This is a genomic window from Cytobacillus purgationiresistens (genome assembly GCF_030813235.1).
GTDB classification, from domain to species: Bacteria; Bacillota; Bacilli; order Bacillales; family Cytobacillaceae; genus Cytobacillus; species Cytobacillus purgationiresistens.
On the sequence record NZ_JAUSUB010000046.1, the window covers coordinates 1 to 19,824 of the forward strand.

Here is a 19,824-nt window from a genome sequence, read left to right on the forward strand (position 1 = left end):
CTGATTTAGTTTCAGTTGGTAAATTAGTATGCGATTTTAACAAAAAAAAAGCGGGCATATTTATAGAAAGTAGCGAGTTTTTAGCTGTAAAAGAACATTGCCGATATAATCACATTTTCGCTGATATAATCGAAAAGTCGCTGATTTAGTTTCAGTTGGTAAATTAGTATCTTCGGACAAAGTGAATTTCTCGATTGGCGGTAAAAGTACAACTCTTTTGGTAGGCAGGATTTCTGTGATTCCAAGACCGACAGTATAGTCTGGATGGGAGAAGGGGAGGTTCTGTAAAATAAGTGGGTGGTTAAAATACTAGTAAATTGGATGGTTCGTTAAATGAAAAATCACCTTATAATTTTGGTATAATCTTTACAGGTTAATTAGTAGATTATTACTTAAGGAGTTGAGATGAAATGACATGGACTTTTGCTATTTGGTTAGCGATTGGAGTTATTATTAAAATGGCAATGAGCCCTCCAAGTGCAGTTGTGGAATGGGTTTTAAGTAAATTTGCACTTCATCCAAAACTTAATTCAAAAGATGTTACTATAACATATAATGGAAAGCTCTTAGAAGAGGAAGAAAAAAATAGATTTACTGACTATTTTAATGAAGCTACGTTTTTAAAAAGAAAGTATATATTTCCAGGCAATGAAAAATTATTTCTATATCCAGAGACTAATGTTACTCCAGTTGTTATCAAAGTAAAAAGAGGCAAAAAAGATGTTAATATCTATGTGTATAGTTACGATGATCACGTTGATGTAGTCAAGCAGTCCAAGAAGAAAGTTGTTTCTTATAGCCTTAGTTGTGATTATCTACATACTAAGGAATTTATTAATGTAATATAAGATCAGGCTTGATTTACAATTTTATAGCCTATATTTCCATAAGTCGGTCACATTGTATGTAATGTATATATGTTAAAATGGCTAAATCTAAATTATTGTCTCGGACCTATATGAAATTTTAAGATAAGTTTGTTGAGGGAAGTACAAGTTTAGTATAAAGACGTGAGAACTCCAATCAATAATATAAAACAACAATCCCCGGTTCTTAAACCAAGGGGATTACTTGTTTTATATAGGAAGAATATGGAGATGATGGTGGGGAAACTCTAGGGTTCTTAACAGTTATAAAAATTGACTAGTATCTATCCTGGACGAATTTTTCCCCTTAACCTGCTTTAAAGTTGCTACTATAAGAAAGCTAACAATCACTAATAAAAGCCATGAACTCACCTTTCCTAGATGAACGAGGCTCCATGCATCGGTTTGGTTTGGATATTCCCAAGCTCCAAAGAACGTTGCGATATTCTCGGCAATCCATATGAAAAATCCAATGAGCACAAAAGAAAGTGCGAGTGGCATACGGTAACGAGTTCCATCAACTTCGTATGTGACCCATGATTGCCAAAAGACGATAATGACAAGTCCCGATAACCACCAACGAACGTCAATCCAATAATGGTGGGTGAAGAAATTCAAATAAATCGCAGCTGCAAGAGGTACAACTACCAAAAACGGCGGCCACTTAATCAGTTCAACCTTCAACCTCCTCCACGCCTGACAAAGAAAACTTGCTACACTTGCGTACATGAATCCGCTATACAAAGGCACTCCAAAAAGTTTGAAATATCCTTCATCTGGATAAGACCAGGATCCCATATGTACCTTGAAAAGTTCAAGTGCAAGTCCAATAACATGGAACAATGTAATAACCTTTAGTTCATCCCGTGTTTCAAGCCCAGAACGCACCATCCACCACTGCATCAGAAGGCAGATGATAAGCAGCCAGTCATACCTTGGTAGGAAGGGAAGCGGCACGATCTGTGTAAAAGCCAAAGAGGCAAAAATAACGACAGGAAACAAACATGATAGTGCCTGCTCCCAACCAAAACGAGTGAGTTGTTTTAGTGCTCTCATATGCCTGCTTTTTTGAATGGTTAAATCCACGAGTAGCTCCCCTTTTATGTATTTGCTTCATTGAAATAATGGAAAAAAGATATCTTTCTTCTCCTTTCAATGTTAAATATTCTTACTTTATTAATCTTGTGTATCTTCATCATTTCGATATTCTAAAATATCTCCGGGCTGACATTCTAAAGCCTTACAAATCGCTTCTAAGGTTGATAATCGAATCGCCTTTGCCTTTCCATTTTTCAATATAGAAAGGTTAGCCATTGTTATTCCAACCCTCTCCGAAAGTTCTGTTACGCTCATTTTCCTTTTAGCTAGCATCACATCAACATTGATTATAATTGCCATTTTATTCACCTCAGACCGTTAAATCATTTTCTGATTTTATATCTATGGCATTTTTTAATAGCTTTTGCAGAACAGCCGCAAAGACTGCAATCACCATTGAAGCAAAAATAAAGACCAATCCGATTAATATGATACCTGGGGCATCGTCTCTCTCTGCCATGAGATAAAACAGTGGCATGCCTACCACATACAAAATACTGATTGTGATTGCACAGTATTTTATATTTTTTATAGCTCTTACAGATAGCTCTGAGAACGCTTTGTTCTTGTCAATATAGCTTAAAAGTTTAAACGCTTGATACAGAGCAAAGTAAAAAGGGATCGTCGTTACATAAAAAAAGATTAAAACGAGATATTTTATATAAGCAATATTTGGATACAATTCTGCTGCATACTTCGCAATCTCAGGCACCAAAAAGATGCACAAAGCAAGAATCGGAATTCCAATAAGAATAACAGCTATCTTTAAAAAGAGCGTTGACACTTGTTTCATAAAATGCACCTCACATATTTATTGTCAATCTGATTTTAATACATAATTTATCGTTTTACAATAAATTATTATCGAATTTAATTATATTGTTATTGTTACAAACATATGCTATTAATTTTCAGACAAAAATAAAAAGCTTTTAATATCCTACTACTACAAGGCCTTAGCCTCTGGTATCGTGTTAGATAAACTTGCAACTATAAGAAAAACCAGTTGGTCGGGGTTGTTTTATGGGGGAGTAGGTTTGGGAATCTTTTTATCCAGTCTAATGATTCCGAGTTTAAACCATTTATTTCGGTGGGAAGGAACATGGATAGGACTAGCTGTTGTGAGTGGAATCCTTGCTATCTTTGTATGGATCTGGCTCGATGAAACCCCAAACGTTGTTAAGAAGAAAAATAAACAAGATATTATTGTAAAAGTGCCCCCCACTAAATGGCTTATATGGTTGATTATTGCGTATGGTTTAGAAGGATTGGGTTACATTGTTACAGGAACGTTTATCGTATCTATCGCTGAAAAGACCTCATACTTTCATAATGGTGCTACCTTAGTTTGGATGATGGTGGGATTGGCTGCGATTCCATCCTGTCTCATCTGGTCCTTACTAGCTAAAAAATGGGGATTCATTAAATCTCTAGTGCTTGCAATGGCTCTGCAATCCTTGGGTATTGCGATGCCAGCCTTTTGGATGTCAAAAACTAGTTTTGTCATAAGTGCTTTATTATTTGGAGCCACCTTTATGGGTATCACCACCCTGGCTACAACATTGGGACGAGAAATGAATCCATCTGATAGCAGTCGGACTATTGGTATTCTTTCTGCTATTTATGCTATAGGACAGTTGATAGGACCAACCCTTGCTGGAGTCTTATCATCATTCACACATGATTTTAATGCTGCTTTTATTGGCGCAGCATGTGTTGTCTTCTTTGGGGCAATTTTGCTTTTAAGTGGATTCATTTCGAGAACAACCCTAATATAAGAAATTCAACCATCCAATACAAAAAAATTGAAGAGAATTAATTAGGATTAAAATACAAAATTGGGGGAGTAATTGATGTTAAATAATGAAATGATGAAGCATTTGAAGATTAAGAATCCTATTATACAAGCTCCTATGGCTGGCGGGATCACCACTTCGAATTTAGTAGCCGAGGTATCCCAATGCAGGGGACTTGGAATGATTGGAGCAGGCTATCAGACACCAATACAATCAAGAGAGCAGATTAGAGAAATCAAGTAGTTAATGTCAACCCCTTTTGGCATCAATCTATTCGTGCCAAACTTCTTCCAAGTTTTGTTGATACTTCCTGTTAAACTAACCTGCCCAGATAGTTCCAAAAGAAAAAGAGCTGCCAAAGCAACCCTCTTATTGAAGTAAAGCACCCTATAACTTAAGTACATCATTTCACAAGCTCTCATGATTTTTGGAATTAATTTTATTTTGCTGAATTAAAAATAAAAAAACACCTATCAGGACAAAAAATCCACCAACAATTTGTAAGGTGATAATAGATTCACCTAAAAGAATTACTGCTAAAATGGTTGCTCCAATTGGCTCACCTAAGATACTCATAGATATAGTTGTTGTGTTTACATAATTCAATAAAAAATTATAAATAACGTGCGCAATAGTAGGGAAAATTGCTAATAATATAAAGATACCCCACTCTTTCGAATCATACCCAATAATAGGAAAATCTAAAATTAGATTATAGATATTTAATGAGATCGCTGCAAATAAGAAAACGCAGAAACTATATACCCAATGAGAAATACGTTTTACGTTATTTTGTCCAATTAATAAATAACCCACAATTGCTATAACACTTAAGAAAGATAATATGTCTCCTATAATGACTGATTTATTACTATGTCCGAAATCACCCCACCCTACCATAACTACACCGATGATAGAAATTCCGATAGCAAGGATAGTTGAAAAATTGGTTCTTTCTTTGTAGATTAAAAATCCTCCTAATAAAGCTATAATTGGCTGTAAACAAAGAATAATTGTTGAGCTAGCTACAGTCGTCAGTTTCAAGGAGCCAAACCATAAAGCAAAATGTAATGCTAAAAAAACACCAGCAATAAATAAAAGTAACCAATCCTTTTTGGATAGCTTTAAAAATTGGTTTCTATTTATATATACCATAGGTAATAATAATACACAGGCTAAATACATTCGATACATACTTAATATTGTAGACGGTGCGTCCGACCATTTAACAAAGATTGCCGCAAAAGATATTGCGATGACTGAAATTAAAAGAAGAATTCCAGATTTTTTCATATTTCCCCTCCAACTAGTTAAAATATATCTTTGTTATCCTTTTAATTCGTGCTTTTTCGCAACCCATTAAAATAGATATTCTCTATACCTTCTAATATTCTCTTTATGGTATAGCCTTGATGAAGTAGTTGTTCATCCACGTTATTTAATGTTCCTAAGATTGCTTCAACTGTAAACGGAACATCAACATCAGTAATTTCACCCTTTTCAACAGCTTCTAACAATAATTCAGTACATATTTTCCGCATCCATTGATAAAGAGGGGATTGAATGGGACGATAGTTTGTAGATGCCCTTGTAACTTCACATATCCAATCAACTCTAAACTCTAGATAAGATACAAACTTTATAAGGACTTGATATAGTTTATCTAATGATGAAAGGTTCTCATTAGTATTACTTAGATAATATTGAGTATCATCAATTAATACCTGACATTCTTCACGTACTATATCTGCACAAATATCACTGAGTTTATTATATTGTCTATATAAACTAGCTTGGCCTACTTTTGCAGTTAGAGCAATTTGATGCATATTTACGCTTTCGACACCTTTTTGAATAAATAGCTCCTTAGCAGCGTTTAAAACTTTTCTTTTTGTAATCTCTTTTCTAGGTTTTTTTTCTGGTTTTTCACTCAATTTTCTCCCTCCGAACAACTACCGGACAATTTGTCCGTTTTAGATATCCCTATATTATAATCATGATTAATTTTAGTCAACTATTTTATGATTTTAGAATACTCTTCAACTAACTTGCCCCGTTAGCATTCCTGCAGAGCATTAAATATCGGCTTTGAAAAAAACAGAGCCCCTCAGTATGATGAGAGTACACACAAACCAGAGCTGTTAACTATCGAGGAATTGTGGTCGGTCATCCTCTAACCTTTGAAAATAACGATGAGGGATTTACTAAATTACTAAGTTGGATCAAAGAACTTAAACGAATAAACCATTTAGACAAAGCCATCGTGTGCATGGAACCTACCGGTCATTACTGATTGAATCTATCAAAATGGTTATTTGAACAAAACGTTGATGTTGTTACCGTAAATCCGCACCTTGTTAAAAGGAATAAAGAGAACCGAGATAATATCCAATCTAAGAGTGATAAAAAGGACGCTCACGTCATCGCTGATATGATGAAAAATGGCTATTATACATTCATTCATCATAGCCGCGAATCCATAGAAAAACTTCGAGTCCTTATGTCTAACAGAGACATGGTTGTTAAACGTCTTGTCAGCTCAATCAACCAACTAAATCGCTGGGTAGAGATCGTCTTCCCTGAACTACGTCAAGTCTTCAAAGATGTTACAGCGAAGGGAGCTATCGCAACCCTTCGTCTATTTCCTACTCCAGTTGAACTACGTTCCTTACAGCCTCAAGATATCGTTAAAGGATGGAAATCGGTGATTCGTGCTTTATAAGGAATATTAAGGGATTTAGGTAAATCCTTTGTTTCCATCTGCCTTCATATTGCCCAAACGGTCAAATCCCCTTCTATTCACTAATTCTTACTCTACCCAGTGGAATGAAATCCTGCGAATAAGCGAGCATTCGTAAGAAATACTTAATTAACTGAGGGAGTTCTATAAGAATTAAACAAACTTATTAAAGGACTTTATTGTAAAGTAAACAACTTTATTATCTCTGCACAGGACGATTAATACACTTTTTTAAAGTAATTCATTCTGGTGTTATTTTTTCCTCAGGAAAGGTTCAGTCAAGGAAGAGCAAAGCAAGTGCTGTACCGAACCCTTGCCAGGGTCTTCCGCTAGAAAATCTTCAATAATGGATGAATCACTACTGGCTATTTTTTTTCTTCTTTAATTTTTTGTTTGTAGTTATTGAAATCGTAAAATCCTTAATTAGCTGCTTCAATATATGAATCTTAATAATCTTAGTGAATATTATAATTGTCAAAAAGACAACCGAGAATTGAGAGCCAGTGATTCTGTTTCAGTAGTAATTTCCGTAAACATAAATAAGAAAAAGAACCAGAATTAAACACTGGTTCTTTAACAAATCTCGCTTAAAATGGTTATGTGGATCTTAACATTAATGCTATTCTACTCTTTTAGCAAAACGTAGATCAGGGTTTCGCAAAACATCAAAACGAATACCTTCAATTTTTTCACTTACTAGAGCATTCTGGGCAGAGAAGAGGATTGGAATAATAGGAAGCTCTTCCATAAGTATAGCTTCAGCTTTCTGTAGTAGCTCTATTCTTTTTGCCGGATCCTGTTCTGGATTAGAAGCTTCAATTAATTGATCATATTCTGCATTGCTCCAGTTTGTAAAGTTGCTGGAATTGGTTGTTGTATAATGGCTTAGTACTCCTAGCGGATCTAAGAATTCTCCGCCCCATCCCATTCTTGCAACTTGGAAGTTCTTTTGTTTGAATGTATCGATATAAGTTTTCCATTCTTGATTTTCCAAATTGACATTGACACCTAAGTTTTGCTTGATCATTTCTTGTACTGCTTCAGCAATTTTTTTGTGGTTGTCAGCTGTGTTATATTTAAATGTTACTGTAGGAAGTTCACTCCAACCTTCTTCCTTTAAACCTTCTTCTAGCAATTGTTTTGCTCTCTCTGGATTAAATTCATAATATTTCTCCGATTGATTACGGAAATCTTCGTTGTTCGGTGTGATAAATCCGAATGGAACATAACCAAATGCGGATGCCTCTCCTGCTTTCGTAATATTATTGACAATTGCTTCGCGATCAATGGCATAAGATAGTGCTTGTCTAATTTTTTTGTTTGTGAATGGCTTCTCCTCTACATTGAAGGAAAATGTATAAACACTAAAAGATGGTGATGATACATATTCATTATTGTTCTTTTCTTGTTCAATTGAATCCAATGGTAACGAATTAATTAAATCAAGTTCTCCTGTTTTGAACATTTGATAGTAAGTTGTAGCATCTGCAACCATTTCAAAGTTAATTTTCTCCATTGAAATTGCTTCGTTGTTCCAGTAGTTTTCATTTTTAACTAAAACAATTTGTTGATCATGCTTCCAGCTGTCTAAAATATAAGCACCATTTGTAACGATCGAATCCGCTTCACCGGCCCAATTTTCTTTTGCTTCCACTACCGATTGATTTACAGGTAAAAATTCAGCACGTGCCAAAAGCTGTTTGAAAAAGGCTGTCGGAGACGATAATTCTACGACTAAAGTCAGATCGTCCGGTGCAGTAATTCCAACTTCCTCCACTGCTCCATTACCCGTATTATAATTTTCTGCTCCTTTTATATAATAGAAAGAAGTTGGGCTGTATGCTGCCGTTTCAGGGTTCAGTACTCTTTTCCAAGCATATTCAAAATCTTTAGCTGTGATGGCATCACCGTTCGACCATTTTAGTCCTTCTTTGATTGTAAACGTGTAGATCTTTCCATCTTCAGAAACATCAATCTTACTCGCAGCTCCTTCTACAAGCTGACCATCTTTATCGTACTCTAATAAACCTTCATATAAATGCTGGATTACCCAGAAAGAGGTTGTATCAGATGCAAATGCTGGATCTAATGTATATGGCTCTCCACCTAAATTTGTAGTGATTTCTTGAGACACATTCTCTTTTGGTGTATCATCGGATGAATTATTTTTATCAGGTGCACATCCTGCCAAAACAGTCAGGACTAAAAATAGTATTGCCGTTAAGCTAAGGTGAAGATTTTTCAATTGATTTTTCACAAAAGTACCTCCGTATATTTTTGTTAGATTGTACAAGTAAAATTCCATTTAGGTTGTTACTTTATCTTTCCTTTATAATAAGTCAAACAAGTTTTATCTTTATGGACATCTTGCAGGCGATTATCCATCGTCTACTTCTCTCATCTTTTAATATTTATTAAAGATTGTTTAAATGGCAAGCAACCCAGTGCCCGGGTGAGTGCTCTCTCCATTCTGGTGGTGTATCCCTGCATTCTGCTGTAGCCACCGGACATCTAGTGCTGAAAGGGCAGCCAGTGGGTGGATGAAGCGGGCTTGGAGGATCTCCTCCCAACACTGTCCTTTCTCGCTGTCCTTTTTGATTTGGATGGGTGACAGGAACGGAGGAAAGCAATGCTTGTGTATATGGATGAAGCGGTTTAGTAAAGATAGTTTCACTGTCCGTCAGTTCCATTAGCTTTCCTAAATACATAACGCCAATCCTGTCGCTTATATGCTTCACCATGGCCAGATCATGAGCAATGAATAGGTATGTTAATCCTTCTTCCTTTTGTAAGTCTTCTAGAAGGTTTACTACCTGCGCTTGGATAGAGACATCAAGTGCCGAAATCGGTTCATCTGCTACGATGAAGGAAGGTTTTACAGCCAGTGCCCTCGCAATACCAATTCTTTGCCTCTGGCCTCCGCTGAATTCATGAGGAAACCGCCTTCCGTGCTCACTTCTAAGCCCCACCTTTTCCAGCAATTCTCCTACTCTTTCTTTTCTTTTTTTCCCTGATAAGAACCCATATCCATCCATTCCTTCAGAGATAATATCCTCTACACGCATACGGGGATTTAAGGAAGCATGGGGATCTTGAAAAATCATTTGCATTTTTCGATTAACATCTCGTTTTTCTTGGTTCGTTAACTGTGACACATCCCTCCCTTCAAAAATAATTTTGCCTTCCGTCTGCTCATATAAGCCGACTATCGTACGGCCGAGCGTGGATTTTCCGCTTCCACTCTCCCCTACTAGACCAAGCGTTTCTCCCCTTTTGATCGAAAAACTAATACCATCCACTGATTTCACACTTACACCTGAGCTATGTGAAAAAAACTTCTTTACTTCTTTTATTTGCAAGATATCCTCAGACAATTTGTTCCCCCCTTTCCCCAATGTCTCGGTTCGCCCGCTCATCCAACAGCCAGCAAAGCACACGGTGATCGCCTGAAATAGCAGTACTTGGCGGAAGGTGCTGCACACATACCTCCATTGCATACTTGCACCTTTCAACAAACGGGCAGCCGCGTGGTGGTTCAAACAAATCAGGCGGTGAACCCTCAATCGGTGTCAAACGCTCATTTCTCTCTAGTCGTGGCACTGAGTTTAATAGACCCCAAGTGTAAGGGTGCTTTGGAGAATCAAATATTTCCTCTACGGTTCCTGTTTCCACAATCATACCTGCATACATGACTGCTACTCTTTGAGCACTTTCAGCGACTACCCCTAAATCGTGGGTAATTAATAGAATTGCGGTACTGTTTTTTGTCTGAATATCTCGCAGCAAATCTAGAATTTGTGCTTGAATCGTTACATCGAGCGCTGTTGTTGGCTCATCCGCAATAATAAGTTCAGGCTTACAAGCCAAGGCAATCGCAATTATCACTCTTTGCCGCATGCCGCCGCTGAATTCGTGAGGATACTGATGGTAGCGTTGTTCCGCATCTGGGATGCCGACAAGGCGAATGAGCTCTATTGCTGTTTTCTTTACTTCTTTTTTTGATAATTGCTGATGGAGCGTGACACCTTCCTCGATTTGTTTGCCAATAGTCATCGTAGGATTTAGTGATGTCATCGGATCTTGAAAAACAAACCCAATCTCTGAGCCTCTAATTTCATAAAGCTGCCTTTTTTTCATTTTGAGTACATCTTTGCCTTTAAACAGGATGGAACCATTTAACTTAGTTCCCCTTTTATGAGACATTGCGCCAATAATCGATTGAGCTGTAACGCTTTTCCCACTGCCACTCTCCCCGACGAGCGCCAATGTTTCCCCTTTATTTACATGAAATGCCGCACCTCTCACAGCTTGAACACTTCCTCCATAAACAGAGAAAAACACTTCTAAATTATTCACTTCCAACAAAGCACTCATGTTAACCTGCACTCCTTTCTGTTATTTTTTTGATTGCGGATCTAACGATTCCTGCAAACCATCACCTAATGCATTAAAGGCAAACATGGTCAAAGAAATCAAAACTGCCGGGAAAAATAGCCTCCACCATTGGCCGCTCAAGATGACTCCTAATGCATCATTCGCCATCGTCCCCCAACTTGCGACCGGCGACTGCACACCTAAACCAAGAAAACTTAGAAAGGATTCAGCAAAAATGGCTTGAGGGATTGTAAACGTTAAGGTGACAATGATGACACCCATCGCATTCGGCAAAAGATGTTTCGCAATAATTTTCGTATGAGAAGAGCCTAGCTTCCGGGCAGCCAATACGAATTCCTGCTGTTTAATTTGCAGAACCTGTCCTCTCACAATTCGCGCCATACCTACCCAGCCGGTAATCGATAACGCCACAATCATCGTTAAAATTCCGGGTTTCATAACTACCAGAAGTAGAATAACAACTAATAAATATGGGATTCCGTATAAAACTTCGACGATTCTCATCAGCCCTCTATCAATTGAATCCCCAAGCTTTCCTCTGCCCGCCATATAGCCAGAAATCCCGCCTACCATGACGCCAATAACTAAATCAATCGCTGCAGCAGCAAAACCAATCAATAAAGAGATCCTTGCTCCTGACCAAGTTCTTGCCCACACATCCCGGCCTAGATCATCTGTGCCAAACCAATGCGTACTCGAGGGAGCAAGGTTGGCATTTGTTAACGCTTGTTCATTTGGTGTGAATGGCACAAGCTTTGGACCGACAAGTGCAAGTATTAAAATCAACAGGAGCAGCAGGAAGCCGACCAGCGCCAATTTATTTTTAGTAATATTAATAATAGATTCTTTCCACATCGGTATACTTGGTTTTGGTTTTTTAAAAAATCTATTAGACTCTATCGGTTTGAAAAGCTCGTCGGCAGGAGCAGTATTTCTTTCCATTGTTAGTCCTCCCTACTCGATAATTTAATTCTTGGATCTATGAAACGATACGATAAATCTATTAAAAACAAGGTGATGATGAGAATAATGCTATAGAAAATGGTCGTTCCTAGGATGACCGGATAATCACGATTAAAGATGCTGTCGACAAAATATTTTCCTATACCGGGAATCGCGAATATTTTTTCTATTACAAAAGTACCCGTTATTAGCGAGGCAAACAGTGGACCAATGAACGTTATAACAGGAATGAGTCCATTACGTAAACCGTGTCTCAAAACAACTTGGAAATCAGATAACCCCTTTGCCTCGGCAGTACGAATATAATTCTGATTTAAAACTTCGATCATGCTTGCCCTAACAAACCTTGCGATAATAGCAACTGGACCGACTGTTAAAGCAATTGTAGGTAAAATGGTATGCTGCCATGTACCCCACGACGCTACCGGTAAAAGTCCCCATTCCACAGCGGCATATTTAATTAACAGCGGAGCAAGAATAAAACTTGGGACAGAAATTCCAATGATAGCGATGAGCATCGAAAGAAAATCCAAAAACCTATGATGATATAAAGCAGCTAATCCCCCTAAACCGATACCAAGTATGATTGAAAGTACGAGAGATTGTAACCCAAGGATTGCAGATGCTCCAAAACCGGTAGCAATCATCGTGTTCACATCTCGATTAGACTGAATCGAAGGTCCAAAATCGAGTAACAAAAGATTTTTTATATAAAGTACATATTGAAGCGGCAGCGGTTTATCTAGATTATACTTTTCTCGCATATTCTCTAATACATCCTCCGGCAAAGCTTTAGCATCGGTTGAAAAAGGATCTCCGGGAATAGAATGCATAATAAGGAACGTCAATGTAACAATGATCCATAGTGTAACAAGCATTGAAAATACCCTTCTAGTAAAGTACATATCTACATCACTCCTCTTTTATTCTTATTAAACATATAGGTTTACTTGGTTTTATACTTCATCCTTCCTATAAATATGGAAATAGACTACCTATAGACAATAAAAAAACTTCTCAACAAAGATAAGTTGAGAAGTTAATAACTTGACACCTATCTTATCTTCCAAGCATTGCTTGGTGGAATTGGCACAGTGCTCCTAAACAAGCCTGCTGCCGAGGTTTCATTGGGCCAGTTCCCTCCACCTCTCTGGATAAGAAAAATCTATTTACATATTAGTATTCTAAAATAATTACTTAATTGAACTATCAAGCTACAGCAATAATAAGTTATTAATTATCCGATGTCAAATGGTTTTGCAAAGAATAAATATTCAGAAAATTATCGATATCAATTCCAAAAACTAATGTTTCAGGTGTAATTTGAGCAAGCTTATGATTTTGGTTATAATTCATGAGAGGCCTCCGATTAGATGTATTTGTCCTTTTTAGCTGGCCAGCTTCGGACACGTTCATCTTATCAAGAGGTCTTTTTTTATTCAATTTTCATTTTCAGTTATTACAGGAATGCTGCCCCCATTGTTCCATAATAAAAGGACAAGACTGATAATTAAGTATCGCCCCTTTTCAGAAGTTAAGTTTTACTATTAATTACTTTAAGTAAAATTGGAATATAGCCAGCTTATGGCATCCTCAAGATCATCAGCAATATAGTCTATCTTTATATCATTTAATTAATCAAAGTGTTCATTGAGGATGATTCACCAGCACCAGTCTTAACCAATATTTTGATGCTTCCTACTTTATTAGCTGCAACAATATCGCTCCAACGATCACCAATTACAACACACTTCTCGAGATTTAAATGGTATTTCTGTTGAGCCTCGATTAACATTCCTATATTAGGCTTTCTACAAGAACATCCCTCATTAAGATTGTGTGGACATACATATACATCATCAAACCCAAATCCTTTTAGTTTTAAAGAGATGTTTAATAAAGATACTCTTTATAAAATTATTCTTGATAACTCTAATAACCGAATTGGATTCATTATCATGTCTGGCCTTACTAACCCTAATTCAAACATAGAATTTATAAGGATTATTATAAATGCAAAGGAAAAGGCTACGGTAAAGCAACTTTAGAATTTATAGTAGACTAGACTTTTAATGAAATACAAACCAACAGGTTATGGCTTGATGTAAAGAAAAATAACCAACGAGCTATTCATTTGTATAATAAAATTGGCTTTAAAAAAGAACGTACACTTCGTGATTGCTTAAAAAATGGAGATACCTATGAATCCTTACACATAATGTCTATCCTAAAGCGTGAATATGAATAAGGAACTGTAGGGCTCTATATTTATTATTAAACTAAACTGCCACTTTAGCGACGTAACAAAAAGACTTCCCTTTATTTAAGGAAAGCACCCTTTAGTTGAAGAATATATATTTAATGAGGTTGTTGTATATATAGATGCAATAATCAAATTTAATATCTTAAGCCACACTTAACGCTAGGGCTGCAATAAGTGTACCTAAACCATTATTAATATGTGAACCATGACTCCTGGCCAAATTGAGCTCGTCCGATAAAATAAGAATCCTGCCGCAAGACCATTTAAAAAGGCTATAGGAAAAACTTCAATAAATCCGTGAACTGTCGCAAAGATAAATGAACTAGATGTATACCTATCCAAGGACCATATCGTAATAAAACATTGGCAATGACACCTCGAAATGCTAGCTCCTCACCAATTAGCGTAGCTATTGCAAGTAGCAACAGCTGCATTATCAATCCAAAGATACCATTTGCAGCTGCAGAAACATAAGGATCTTGTGTGCCAAATCCTGTATATCCTAAAACAAACATTACAATGATAACTACTCTTCCAAGAAGGTAGACAACAACACCCAGCCCGGCTCCCATTAGTAACCATTTCAAAGAAACACGACGTAAGCCGAACACTTTACCCGACCGAATCCTAATATAATATGCTGCTAAGAAAGCACCCACCCCGGCTAAAGCAGACAAGGCAGCAAAGCTGAATCCAAACTTAGCCTCGTTAGGGTCTATAGAATTTACGATAAAGTTCGTTACTGAAATAGCAATTATATCCAGGTCTTAATGTTTCATGGCTAGATAATTTTTTTTATCTGAAACCAATTTTTTAATCCCTCATCTTATGTGTTTATTTTTTCAATAGCAGTTGGCACTATATCAAATGGGTTTTTCTACTATAACTTCTCCATTTTCATCTAATAAAGGTGTAATTCCACCTCCACCTGAAGTAATCCAAGAATGAACATAGTGAACATCTGTTTGAACGTCTACCAAAATCGTTATTAGACCATGTGAAAAGTTCTCCACATGTTTTTCATAAAAACGAACGTCTTTCTTTTTAAAAAACATGCACTCCTTAAAGTCCATATTTCAAATAGCTATACTCAACAAAACAGTAGCCAAAAATACAAGTAAAGTTGAGAGGAATATTGTTGTTATTAAATTAAAGTATCTCATCAAATCCCCCGAAATATTAGGATTCACGATAAGAGATTTATTCCAGACATAAATAGAACACCAACAACAACAGACCATAGAGCAATAGAAATGGTCATCCATAAACTTACGTAACTTCTGTTTGCTCCTGCTGCTAGAGCAATACCAGCTGCAATATGGAATGCTAATAAGATTCCGGCTAAGGAAACTCCCGGCACACCATACTTCTCAAAATAATGTCGTGCCTTTATAGAACGTTTAGTCGGTTCTTTATCTTTTTTCTTTCTTTTTACTTTAGAACGCAGTTTGCTAATCACCCATATAAATGCCATTACAGAAACCCAGTTCCCAAGGGCTGCTACCAAAATTACTGGTATGGAGGGAAAACCTAAAATTAAACCCATAGGTATTGCCCCATAAGATTCAAAAAATGGGATTAAAGAAAGGATAAAGATGCTTAATAATTGTAAAAACAAATTTTCTTCCAAGCCTGGTATTAAGTTCATATAGACCTCTTGTATATCTTGTAGCATCTGAATGCTCCTTTCATGAATGTCTACAATAAGTATTACTTAAATAACCTTTGATATCATCTCTATATACATGAAAGGAGGTATATTTGTATTAAGTGGAGGTGAAAAGTGTTTAACTGAAACCACTATTAAGTATTGTTTTAGAATTTTTTCTTCTCTTCTTTAGAAAGAATAAGATTATAAACATCCATATGATTGGTACATAAATGTAATTAAATACTGCTAAAAATTCACCATGTTCAATTAAAGAAAAACCTCGCTCTATATGATAATTGGGGAAGAGGTAAAAAAATCGTGATTCAATTGAAGAATAAATTAAGCCTTCAATAACAAAATAAACAATAAATATCGGCCAACCGTATAAACTTACTTCAATCGTATTACTTGAAGCCTCTGCAATAATTGTCCCTAAAAATAAAAACATAAGGAAAAATGGAATAGTAAAAAAACTTGCTGTGATAAAATTCTCGAAGCTATAGCCATGAATAACCATTGCAAGTACGAATAATAGATATGAAAGTATATAGGTCACTATCGCTTTAGATATAAAAACATTTATATATTTAACTTTAATGAGACCCAATAGCCTTTCTGTATTCTGTTCCTTTTCTTCTACCATCAAGTTTCCTTGTACATACATCGTAACTAATAACACGATAAAACTTAATGTAGTAGGAATGCCCTTGAACATCGTAATACTGTGTCCTGGAAGATTAAATTCTAATTGATTGAATGTAAAAAATACCAAAATCATTAAAATGGAAGTTACAAATAGAATAGCTACTTGTCCATTCCAAATTAAATCCTTTATTTCTTTTAAAAGTAATACACGAATTAGTCTTAGATTCATTCTTCATACCTCGTATTCGAATTTACCAATTTAAAAATGCTTTTAATTCTCCATATCTAGATTTGGATAGAGGAACAGTTTGTTCATTTCCTTTATCAAGCGTTAGACTGTAACTGTTTTTACTCCAAACCACAACTTCCCTAACCCTCTGTAAATTCACGAGATAAGAACGATGACAACGATAAAACCCATAAGGAATTAATTTACTCTCTATTTCTTTCATGGATACAGTTGAGTAAAACTCTTCATTATTTACATGTAAGATGGTTTGTCGTTCTCTTGTTTCAACAAAATCTATTTCCAATGGATCAAATAAAATATACTTGTCATCTGATTTTGCTGATATTTTCTCAAATTTCCTTTGATAAACGGTGTCGTTTTCAATCAGAGAATCGGTTTCATCCTCTTTCACTTCTGCTTCCTTTTCACCTTCATCACCTAACTCCACTTCTTGTAACCCCCTACTGTTGAGACGGAAAACCTTTGTAGCCATTCGCACCCCCTCTTCTAAGGATGATGTAAATACAATAACAATACCACCATTTTTTAGGATTTCGTTCAAAACACGATTGAATACTTGTTTCGATTGGAGATCTAATTGATACGTCGGTTCTTGAAAGATAAAAATAGACGTATTTTGAACTAAACTACGAGCAAATTGTAATCTCTTTTTCTCTGAAAACGTTAAGTGTTTGTTCTTTTTATTACGGATATGAGTCAATTCTGTCAATGCTAGTACGTTATCAATGTTTATTTTCACTTTATATAAATCACACCAAAATTGAATACATTGTTCAGGCGTTAGTCGCTTATATTCACCCATATCAGGACGATAAATAAATAGATCTTCACAACCTTGTAGTGATTGCTCATTCATCATAATTTCATTTGTAATATAGCTTCTCTTTCCCTCAACAAGAGATAAGAAAGCATTCATATGCTCCATATCCGCTTGAATAGCGACAATCTCATTCACTTTAATTGTCAAATTAATTGGTGCTAGAATTTCCTTGTTCTTAAGTACCTTTCCAAATCCTTTAAGTATTAATGACATATGCAGCCACCCTCCTTCTTTAATCTTCTTATTATGACTGATCTCTGCAACCATAACTTGAGAAAATACGAAATGGAGGTGAAAAAAGTACCAATGGAGGTGAATGGTACTTGAATTAATCCCTACTTACCTAAAAATCCCATTATTTATCCTTAGTTAAGATGTAGTATGTTATTCACCAATCAACTGATTTCCTTATGTAAGTGAAGGTTCTACCAGTGGAAAGTCCTGGTATGTAGCTACTTCTTCTCCAGAAAAAAAACTTTTATCTAATGTCCGGAAAACAATGAAAGTTTAAAAGTTATTATTCAAACGAAGGATGAATTTTCATCAAAGATGGGTAATTTAGGTACTTTAATTGATTTGCCAGTTCCAGATTTTCTTTTAAAGTGAGGTGAACTATTGTGAATGATTGAATGCTAATTTTTACTTACTTTGTTCAACTAAACTGCCGCGTTTGTTACATAAGTAAAAGGCGATCCTTCGTTATGAAGAAACGCCCCCGTTAGTTGTAGAATGGTAAATAAAAATCTATATACTCTACATTCCTCTTCCATTCAAGGGCGAAAATTGGGAATAACTACCTGTTTGCGTCTTTCTTCATGAAGAAATTTATTTTTAAATAAAATATCAAAAAGTGATTGACCATAACGTTGCGTCATGTATTAACATAACAATCGTAAGTAGTCATTTACTATGTATGCGGTGCAATACAGAAGAATACAGAATCAATTAAGGGGGAAGAAGATGAGTGATGTTAATGCTCGACTACATTACAAGCTGTTAATTCAAATTTTATTAGGATTATCCCCGTTTTTATTCATAGGATTATTACTTGTAACCATTTTTAGATGGGGAGAGTTTATACCGTTTATCATTTCATTGTTTGTTCCTGATAATTTTACTTACTTTTCAGTTATCATACTTGGTTTAATCGTTGGTTTGATCATCCTAGTAATTGCTGTTAGTCTCATCATAGCTACAAATACTGAGCTTCCTGAAAACGAAGGCGCAGAAATCATATCTAAAATCATGAAGACCCCTAGTGGGATTGCAGTTAGTTCAGTAGGTGGAGGGTTTTTTGAAGAATTTTTCTTTAGAGGTGTATTAATCGGTCTGTTTATTGGTTACGCTCCATTAGTTGATTGGGTCATAATTTTTATTAGCACATTTATATTTTGGATTATTCATGTCCCCCAATATAAAGGAGTTTATTTAGTTTTAGCAGGCGTTTTTATTAATGGTTTTATATTTGCTTTGTTGTTTTATTTTTCGGGTTCTTTAATTCCCGCAATACTCGCCCACGCTATCTATAACCTTGGAATAGGGATATACTTTATAATAAAATATTAAAAGTGAAGTAAGTATGTAAATAAAGGCGCTGTTCCCCAAAAGTGGAGAGCGCTTTTTTTGCTTAACGCGACTAAACTGCACAAATAGGAGCAGCTTTTATATAAGTATTGTTATATTAATGCTTTTTTTCATTTAACTTTATCGATTACTCAATCCTATTAGCTACCTTAACCAAAATATCAGAAGTAATTTTATTAGAAACCCTTTTATCAACACTTAACTTATACTGCAAATTATTACTTTCAAAAACTAATACATCAGACGAGGGATTATTTATGAATAAAGCTTCGACTCCGTTTTTTAAAATAAGAGATTTTTTAATATCCTTATCCCTAACTCCTCTGATTGGAATTTTATGCTTGATTGGTCTCACATCAATTGAGTAGTGATTTATAGGAGTTTTATCATTAATAAATACTACTTCTAAAGAGTCATTAACTTCTCCACCCAAGTCGTTAACCCTTCAAAATAATGTGTGAATTCCAAAGGAAGTATCCTAAATCGTAACTTTAAGTCCAGTTTAAAATGCTTTTCAAAATCCTTTACTGCTTCTTCCACTGTCTTATAACCAATTTCAGTATAGGAATTCTTCAAAAGATGAAGATACTTCATTAAGGTCTGCAAAAACCACATTAGAATTTGTGGTATAGATGAATAATGCTGTTAATAAAAGAAATGGTTTTCTTCTCATATCAATCATCCTAAATTGTATTTAGAATTACTTTCCCAAAATTAATTAACCCTATCCTACTTCCACTAAACTGCCACGTT

At 35.6% G+C, this 19,824-nt stretch carries 23 protein-coding genes, 1 pseudogene and 1 riboswitch; of the genes and pseudogenes, 5 read left to right on the forward strand and 19 right to left on the reverse strand.

All coding sequences use genetic code 11. The features are described 5' to 3' along the window. Positions 1–410 precede the first annotated feature (410 nt). On the forward strand, positions 411–848 hold the full coding sequence (locus J2S17_RS26965; RefSeq protein WP_307480059.1) for a YfmQ family protein: 438 nt from the start codon (positions 411–413) through the stop codon (positions 846–848). Positions 849–1,130: 282 nt separating this feature from the next. Here J2S17_RS26965 and J2S17_RS26970 read toward each other — a convergent pair whose 3' ends face one another. The 3 genes from J2S17_RS26970 to J2S17_RS26980 all read right to left on the reverse strand — a co-directional run bounded on the left by J2S17_RS26970 (position 1,131) and on the right by J2S17_RS26980 (position 2,757). Next, positions 1,131–1,922 (reverse strand): DUF817 domain-containing protein, encoded by a 792-nt coding sequence (locus tag J2S17_RS26970; RefSeq protein WP_307480150.1) that lies wholly within the window; start codon positions 1,920–1,922, stop codon positions 1,131–1,133. Positions 1,923–2,042: 120 nt separating this feature from the next. Continuing rightward, positions 2,043–2,264 carry a helix-turn-helix domain-containing protein gene (locus J2S17_RS26975; protein WP_307480062.1) on the reverse strand — a complete coding sequence of 74 codons (222 nt, stop codon included), beginning with the start codon at positions 2,262–2,264 and terminating at the stop codon, positions 2,043–2,045. Between the two features lie 10 nt (positions 2,265–2,274). After that, a complete protein-coding gene (locus J2S17_RS26980; RefSeq protein ID WP_307480065.1) occupies positions 2,275–2,757 on the reverse strand; it encodes a DUF2975 domain-containing protein in 483 nt (160 codons plus the stop codon). Between the two features lie 178 nt (positions 2,758–2,935). Between J2S17_RS26980 and J2S17_RS26985 the strand changes: the two genes are divergently transcribed. After that, a complete protein-coding gene (locus J2S17_RS26985) occupies positions 2,936–3,742 on the forward strand; it encodes a YbfB/YjiJ family MFS transporter (protein ID WP_307480067.1) in 807 nt (268 codons plus the stop codon). Positions 3,743–3,817: 75 nt separating this feature from the next. Next, positions 3,818–4,003 carry a nitronate monooxygenase gene (locus tag J2S17_RS26990; protein ID WP_307480070.1) on the forward strand — a complete coding sequence of 62 codons (186 nt, stop codon included), beginning with the start codon at positions 3,818–3,820 and terminating at the stop codon, positions 4,001–4,003. Between the two features lie 165 nt (positions 4,004–4,168). Here J2S17_RS26990 and J2S17_RS26995 read toward each other — a convergent pair whose 3' ends face one another. Both J2S17_RS26995 and J2S17_RS27000 read right to left on the reverse strand, forming a co-directional pair. Further along, positions 4,169–5,053: a DMT family transporter gene (locus J2S17_RS26995; protein ID WP_307480072.1), complete on the reverse strand. Its 885-nt coding sequence runs from the start codon at positions 5,051–5,053 to the stop codon at positions 4,169–4,171. A 41-nt stretch (positions 5,054–5,094) separates the two neighbouring features. Next, a complete protein-coding gene (locus J2S17_RS27000) occupies positions 5,095–5,694 on the reverse strand; it encodes a TetR/AcrR family transcriptional regulator (RefSeq protein ID WP_307480076.1) in 600 nt (199 codons plus the stop codon). Between the two features lie 200 nt (positions 5,695–5,894). Here J2S17_RS27000 and J2S17_RS27005 point away from each other — a divergent pair. After that, positions 5,895–6,473 (forward strand): annotated as a pseudogene (locus J2S17_RS27005) (IS110 family transposase); the annotation flags it as partial. A 646-nt stretch (positions 6,474–7,119) separates the two neighbouring features. Here J2S17_RS27005 and J2S17_RS27010 read toward each other — a convergent pair. The 12 genes from J2S17_RS27010 to J2S17_RS27060 form a co-directional block, all read right to left on the reverse strand. Beyond that, positions 7,120–8,745, reverse strand: coding sequence for a peptide ABC transporter substrate-binding protein (locus J2S17_RS27010; RefSeq protein WP_307480152.1), 1,626 nt, complete (start codon positions 8,743–8,745; stop codon positions 7,120–7,122). 169 nt (positions 8,746–8,914) lie between these two features. Further along, complete coding sequence (locus J2S17_RS27015) at positions 8,915–9,874, reverse strand: ABC transporter ATP-binding protein (protein WP_307480078.1); 960 nt, start codon at positions 9,872–9,874, stop codon at positions 8,915–8,917. Continuing rightward, positions 9,867–10,874, reverse strand: coding sequence for an ABC transporter ATP-binding protein (locus tag J2S17_RS27020; RefSeq protein WP_307480081.1), 1,008 nt, complete (start codon positions 10,872–10,874; stop codon positions 9,867–9,869). Before J2S17_RS27020 ends, J2S17_RS27015 begins: the two co-directional genes overlap by 8 nt. Positions 10,875–10,895: 21 nt before the next feature. Beyond that, positions 10,896–11,837 carry an ABC transporter permease gene (locus tag J2S17_RS27025; protein WP_307480084.1) on the reverse strand — a complete coding sequence of 314 codons (942 nt, stop codon included), beginning with the start codon at positions 11,835–11,837 and terminating at the stop codon, positions 10,896–10,898. A 2-nt stretch (positions 11,838–11,839) separates the two neighbouring features. After that, a complete protein-coding gene (locus J2S17_RS27030; protein ID WP_307480087.1) occupies positions 11,840–12,763 on the reverse strand; it encodes an ABC transporter permease in 924 nt (307 codons plus the stop codon). 151 nt (positions 12,764–12,914) lie between these two features. Next, a riboswitch (SAM riboswitch) is annotated at positions 12,915–13,019 on the reverse strand. Between the two features lie 469 nt (positions 13,020–13,488). Beyond that, a complete protein-coding gene (locus J2S17_RS27035) occupies positions 13,489–13,749 on the reverse strand; it encodes an HAD-IIIA family hydrolase (protein ID WP_307480155.1) in 261 nt (86 codons plus the stop codon). A gap of 552 nt (positions 13,750–14,301) precedes the next feature. Then, positions 14,302–14,463 (reverse strand): CPBP family glutamic-type intramembrane protease, encoded by a 162-nt coding sequence (locus tag J2S17_RS29000; RefSeq protein ID WP_370875137.1) that lies wholly within the window; start codon positions 14,461–14,463, stop codon positions 14,302–14,304. Further along, a complete protein-coding gene (locus J2S17_RS27040) occupies positions 14,394–14,798 on the reverse strand; it encodes a hypothetical protein (RefSeq protein ID WP_307480090.1) in 405 nt (134 codons plus the stop codon). The genes J2S17_RS29000 and J2S17_RS27040 overlap by 70 nt, the downstream gene beginning before the upstream one ends. A 186-nt stretch (positions 14,799–14,984) precedes the next feature. Further along, on the reverse strand, positions 14,985–15,194 hold the full coding sequence (locus J2S17_RS27045) for a DUF6440 family protein (protein WP_307480093.1): 210 nt from the start codon (positions 15,192–15,194) through the stop codon (positions 14,985–14,987). Between the two features lie 113 nt (positions 15,195–15,307). Beyond that, positions 15,308–15,796, reverse strand: a complete 489-nt coding sequence (locus tag J2S17_RS27050) for a small multi-drug export protein (protein WP_307480096.1) — start codon at positions 15,794–15,796, stop codon at positions 15,308–15,310. A 112-nt stretch (positions 15,797–15,908) separates the two neighbouring features. Next, entirely contained in the window at positions 15,909–16,646 is a 738-nt protein-coding gene (locus J2S17_RS27055) for an ABC transporter permease (RefSeq protein ID WP_307480099.1), read from the reverse strand. A 22-nt stretch (positions 16,647–16,668) separates the two neighbouring features. Further along, positions 16,669–17,700: a LytTR family transcriptional regulator DNA-binding domain-containing protein gene (locus J2S17_RS27060; RefSeq protein ID WP_307480102.1), complete on the reverse strand. Its 1,032-nt coding sequence runs from the start codon at positions 17,698–17,700 to the stop codon at positions 16,669–16,671. Between the two features lie 747 nt (positions 17,701–18,447). On the opposite strand from J2S17_RS27060, the gene J2S17_RS27065 reads away from it, so the two are divergent. Beyond that, a complete protein-coding gene (locus J2S17_RS27065) occupies positions 18,448–19,053 on the forward strand; it encodes a CPBP family intramembrane glutamic endopeptidase (RefSeq protein WP_307480105.1) in 606 nt (201 codons plus the stop codon). 145 nt (positions 19,054–19,198) lie between these two features. Here J2S17_RS27065 and J2S17_RS27070 read toward each other — a convergent pair whose 3' ends face one another. Together J2S17_RS27070 and J2S17_RS27075 are read right to left on the reverse strand one after the other, a co-directional pair. Next, on the reverse strand, positions 19,199–19,504 hold the full coding sequence (locus J2S17_RS27070) for a hypothetical protein (RefSeq protein ID WP_307480108.1): 306 nt from the start codon (positions 19,502–19,504) through the stop codon (positions 19,199–19,201). Then, complete coding sequence (locus tag J2S17_RS27075; RefSeq protein WP_307480110.1) at positions 19,477–19,647, reverse strand: hypothetical protein; 171 nt, start codon at positions 19,645–19,647, stop codon at positions 19,477–19,479. The genes J2S17_RS27070 and J2S17_RS27075 overlap by 28 nt, the downstream gene beginning before the upstream one ends. Positions 19,648–19,824 lie beyond the last annotated feature (177 nt).